General features: G+C 41.8%; 8 protein-coding genes. 2 read left to right on the top strand and 6 right to left on the bottom strand.

Annotation, left to right across the window (positions count from 1 at the left end):
* On the bottom strand, nt 1-337 hold a 337-nt coding region (locus tag C7B77_RS24160), incomplete at its 3' end, for a four-helix bundle copper-binding protein (protein WP_106310941.1).
* Between the two features lie 366 nt (nt 338-703).
* Here C7B77_RS24160 and C7B77_RS24165 point away from each other — a divergent pair.
* Nucleotides 704-901, top strand: a complete 198-nt coding sequence (locus C7B77_RS24165; protein WP_106310924.1) for a hypothetical protein — start codon at nt 704-706, stop codon at nt 899-901.
* Nucleotides 902-1,013: 112 nt separating this feature from the next.
* Here C7B77_RS24165 and C7B77_RS24170 read toward each other — a convergent pair whose 3' ends face one another.
* Entirely contained in the window at nt 1,014-1,442 is a 429-nt protein-coding gene (locus C7B77_RS24170; RefSeq protein WP_106310927.1) for a MerR family transcriptional regulator, read from the bottom strand.
* Nucleotides 1,443-1,533: 91 nt separating this feature from the next.
* On the opposite strand from C7B77_RS24170, the gene C7B77_RS30395 reads away from it, so the two are divergent.
* The gene (locus C7B77_RS30395) at nt 1,534-1,695 is read left to right on the top strand and encodes a hypothetical protein (RefSeq protein WP_181244004.1); all 162 of its coding nucleotides are present in this window, start codon (nt 1,534-1,536) and stop codon (nt 1,693-1,695) included.
* A gap of 51 nt (nt 1,696-1,746) precedes the next feature.
* Here C7B77_RS30395 and C7B77_RS24175 read toward each other — a convergent pair whose 3' ends face one another.
* From C7B77_RS24175 to C7B77_RS24190, 4 genes are all read right to left on the bottom strand, one after another.
* Nucleotides 1,747-2,235, bottom strand: coding sequence for a hypothetical protein (locus C7B77_RS24175; RefSeq protein WP_106310930.1), 489 nt, complete (start codon nt 2,233-2,235; stop codon nt 1,747-1,749).
* Between the two features lie 41 nt (nt 2,236-2,276).
* Nucleotides 2,277-3,527, bottom strand: a complete 1,251-nt coding sequence (locus tag C7B77_RS24180) for a glycosyltransferase family 4 protein (protein WP_106310933.1) — start codon at nt 3,525-3,527, stop codon at nt 2,277-2,279.
* 202 nt (nt 3,528-3,729) lie between these two features.
* A complete protein-coding gene (locus tag C7B77_RS24185; RefSeq protein WP_181244005.1) occupies nt 3,730-4,227 on the bottom strand; it encodes a hypothetical protein in 498 nt (165 codons plus the stop codon).
* A 94-nt stretch (nt 4,228-4,321) separates the two neighbouring features.
* Complete coding sequence (locus C7B77_RS24190; protein WP_106310938.1) at nt 4,322-4,594, bottom strand: hypothetical protein; 273 nt, start codon at nt 4,592-4,594, stop codon at nt 4,322-4,324.
* Nucleotides 4,595-4,828: the final 234 nt, after the last annotated feature.

Below are 4,828 nucleotides of genomic sequence, written 5' to 3' on the forward strand. Positions count from 1 at the left end.
ACATTTGACGGCAAGATTCGGCACAGCGACGACAAGATTCGGCACAGCGACGGCAATGCTCGTGGTCGTGCTTGGCACATTCAGTAGCACAGCGATCGCAAGCATCGGCACAAACCGCGCACAGTTGCATATGTAGGTCGGAAGTGCGACTCATAAATCGGGCACAAAGAGCGCAAAGATCGGCACAATCACGGCAGGCTTTGATGCAGGCAGCCATCATCTGCACCATGTCACTATCCAGACAGGTAGTGGCACAAAATTCACAGTCTTGGAGGCATTTTAGGCAGGCTTCAATACAAGCTTCGAGTTGAGAGTTACGAGATTGAGTAGTAGTCATAAACTTACTCCTTAAAAAACGTCTACAAACATTTTGATGTTTGCTGTTCTAATTTTTACTAACAATCTGTTATGAATAAATCAGTCTATCGGCATAGATTATTTAGTTTATTTATTATTTTCAAGACCTTTAATTTATGCTAACCTTGCTTTACCATATCTAGATGAAATTAAGATGAAACCAGATATTTAATTTTGTAAATTTTAGTAGATACATTCGTTACATTTCGCTAGAAACCACTGCCAGTAAGACCTTATACCTCTCTTGCTTCTGTTCTAAATATTATTTCAAATTAGCTCTTGACTCTACAGTCTAGTAGAGACTTTATAATGAAAGTAACAGCTTAGAAAGTTATCGGAGGTAATTATGTCGAAACAAATTAAGCTAGCGATCGGATCGGTCTTGGCATTAGCCACTTTAGGATTAATAACAACTGGGGCGGTTTCTGCTCAAGAACACAGTTGCGGTAGTTGCTGTAAAAAAATGCAGCAGTCAGAGAAAATGCAGCTACCAGTTAATTCGCCATCTTCATCTTATTCACCAGGTTATATCCGAGGTAAATAAATAACGATTTTAGTGTTTCAATGAGAGTTCAAATACTTTTATTGAAACACTAAGCTCGTTAGCAGAGTAAATGAGGATGAACGCTCAGAATCGATAGTTTTTCTCTACGAAATTAATCGACAATATTAGCTTCTAATGCTATCAATTCTTCAATTAGAGTACAGATAGTTTCACTATTAGGAAGATCTTCAGGGTAGGTAGCCCATCGTTCGCGGTGACTTTCCAATCTTTGCTTGGATGCGAGCAGCTTTTGAATCTCGATATCTAAATGACTAATTTTGCGATCGATTAAGTCTTTAACGATCGAGCAAACGGCTGTACCTCGATTGTGAGAATTGAAAATTTCCTGAATTTCAGTTAGAGAAAAATTGAGAGTCTGAGCTTTCTTGATAAATAGCACTCGTTGCACGGCATTGTCATGGAAGTAGCGATAGCCGCTATCACTTCTGAGTGCTGGTTGTAGTAATCCTAAACTTTCGTAGTAACGCAGGGTACTAACTTTTACTCCCGTTCGCTGTTTTAGATCGCCAATTTTAAGCATTGGTTCTACCGCATCTAATTTGTCTATCTCTCTTGACTCTCAAGCCAACTAGAGGGTTTATGATTGGGGGGTACTCAAGGATAATAAAAATATGACTGCTAAAAATATTTTAAAAGCAACAGTAGCTGCTGTAACTATTGCCGTTGTAACTGCTGGAGCTGCTTTTGCCGCTGACTGTGGTTGTGGTAAATGTGCTAGTGGTTGCGATTGTGGCGAGGGTTGTAGTGCTCCTAAAGTTGCACCTCGCCAGTAAATCTCACAAATAGGAGGAATCAATCGTCGATTCCTCCAAAATCCCCTTTAATTATCGATCGAAATTAAAACGACCATCAGCTTGTTCGCTACCGATCTTTGCAGTAATTTTGACTTGATATTGACCAGCGACTTTCTCTTTTACTACTGCGGCATAATGTTTACCACTGGCATCATAACTAAGTGGAATAGTCTTCAGTTTACCATCTGGTAATTGAACATCAGCAGTGACTTTTGCGTTAGCAACAGCTTCATGAGTATCACCTGTTTGCAGATATAAATCTAAGTGAGTATCATTACTACTGGTCACTGGAACGAACTCTAAGTGATATTTACCCGATTCTACTACTTGTCCACCTTGACTCTTACCACCCTTGCTACTTTCAGCTTTAGCTGTAGTTGCTGCTGGAGTTGCAGTTTCCGCTGTAGGTGTAGCAGTATTTGGGGTAGAATCGCTAGTTTTTGACTCTTTGCTACAGGCTCCCAGTAGTAATAGTCCAGCACTAGCTAAAACGATAATTCCTGAAGTTAATAATTTCATATTTACACTCCTAATTGAATATTGTTTAGTGATAATTTTTATTAGATATCTACAAGACACCTATCTTGGCAAATATCTACTGTCAAGAAACAGATGCGGCTGCCCTGTTGCTCTAATAACCATCCTTCCGTCTGCTCGCGCACATAGCGGTAGAAATCAGTCCGCCGATCTTGCAATATTTCATCTCGGTACTCTTTGGCTTTGTCGAGATTTCGAGCGGACATTGTAGCCATCCGTTCGGGATCGGTGACAATTTCCCGAATTTTACGTGCGAGTGCATCCACATCTCCAGGTGGTACCAGATCTTCTGGCGGCAATAGCTCCGGTATACCCCCCACCGTCGAACCGATACAGGGTAAAGCCCTAGCCATCGCTTCGACCATTGCTCTAGGCAAGCCTTCTTGATAGGATGGCAGCACAAATAAGTCAGCTAGATCGAGCTGATTTTGAACGGCAGATCCAGAAGCCAATTGTCCGAGAAAACTTACTCGTTCGCTCACATTTTCAGCTTTGGCTAAATCTTCTAGTTGTCCCCGATATTGTCCATCACCCAGCATTAGCAGTTGGATATTTAATCCTGCTTTGACACATACGGCAACTGCTTTTATCAGGATATCTGGAGCTTTGTACAACTGAGACATCGTACCGATAAATACCAATGTCACCACATCTAACTCCTGAGCTTGTGGACGTGGTGCCGCAACGATGCTCTGTGCTGGTAAAACGACATCCGATATCCCCATCGACAAATTTGGGCAAGGATATCGTTGCTGAAGTGCCGATTTTGTAACGTACATTGCCGTAATCGCTTTTACACAACTATGTCGTAGATTTCGTGGCAATAACCATCGAAAAAACAGTCGCAGCGGATGATCTATCGAACCGGGAGCAAAGACATCATAAGGATCGGCAACAACTTCGACCGCAAACGGATGATTGTCCCACTGCAACAGCGGTATTAGCAATCGAGATAGTGGGGAGGGAACGCGAACGATTACTGCATCGCTGTGGCCAACTGCATTTTGGACGGCTTGTTTGACTTGACGTGCCTTGCGTAGGTACTGCAACGGGCCGAGATAGTTTGGTACGGCTGCAAACGAAACCAGCTCTCCGTCGGCAAGTTGCCAGTCCGCAGCAACAGTGGGCACATCCCGAATGCGAGCGACTACACACACGCGATCGAATACTTTGAGATACTGCAACCAAAAGGAATAAGCAAAAGTTGTTTGCGTCCACACTCGTCCATCAGGTGTCCGATCGAAGCGATGTTCGAGGATAATAACTACTTTCATGTTTGAATTCAACTACAATTTAAAATTTTTGGGTATAAGTATATTAATGTAGACATAAAGTTAATCGAGCCGTACTTGGGAGTCGTAATTAAATATGTCTATTAATAAAAGTAGACTTCTTATATAGAATTAGTCGATCGATTTACAGATTTGCGATTGCTATAAATATTCAGGCGATCGCGTCTGCATATTTCGTTCCGCACTAAGACCGATCTGACAGAGGAAAATAGCCTCTACCTAAAAAACTGCTTTGCCCGTTTACAGATTTGCCATAGACAAAATATTCAGGCAATCGCACCAGCATATTGTGATTTGGACGATCGAAATAAATTCGCAACTGTGTATCGGGAACGATCGACTGCTTCAATTTGATTTGTAGCCACTGACCTCGACGGGAAATTACAGCAGGAACCATTCGCGCATTTAGCGTCGGCTCTGCCGAATCGGTAATTTGAATTTTGGCAGTTTGGGGTTTGAAATTATCGGGGATATGAATCCATAATTTTGTCAATATTTGACTATGACAGGGGACATGAACTTGAATAGATGGGCGAACCATTGTCCATTCATTGTCGGGATCGAATTTACCATCGACATCTGGTGAAGGGCGATCGGTATTATTAACATTTAGATACTTGCCAGTATTAGAGGTGGTAGTCGATAGACCTAGAGAATTGATAAATTGGTAGATTTTTTCCATTACCTTAACTCCTAACCCTATAATGACTATAAATGCCCAAGATGAAATCCAGATGAAATCACTTGCAGGAGCTACTATTTAATTAGCGATCGCCTCAAAGTATAGTGCTAGACCTAAAGGCAATCGCTATTTCTAGTTGAGAGAGAAAGCTCTCTAACATGGCATTCATTTTGCTATAATCGTCCATCTGCTTTAATCTTTTATGTTCGTCCATAGCACTTTGACAAGCGATTATCGTTCCGATAGGCTTCGCCAACGCCGCAGCACCAAGACGAACTATTTTTTGTTCGACTGGAGTTAAATAGTCATATTTTTTCTGCTCTAATTCGTAGTAAGTTGCTAAACTTGTCACCGTTGAATCGTCCATTTCAACAGAGTCGATTTATCTAAAACTATTCATTCATTCAACTCACTCCCTGGATGAGGGGGTGCTAGTACCACCCTGCCCGTATATAAAATAAATACACCCCCCTCATTGACGAAGCGGTCGAACTCAATCAAACATATTTAGTCAAATCGCGCCATCTTGAATGTGAATTTTACGCTCGGTTTGAGCGGCGACTTTCGGTGTACGATCGAGGTGGAGAGGAGCGAGTAAATC

The sequence above is a fragment of the Chamaesiphon polymorphus CCALA 037 genome, assembly GCF_003003845.1.
In the GTDB taxonomy this organism is placed as follows: domain Bacteria; phylum Cyanobacteriota; class Cyanobacteriia; order Cyanobacteriales; family Chamaesiphonaceae; genus Chamaesiphon; species Chamaesiphon polymorphus.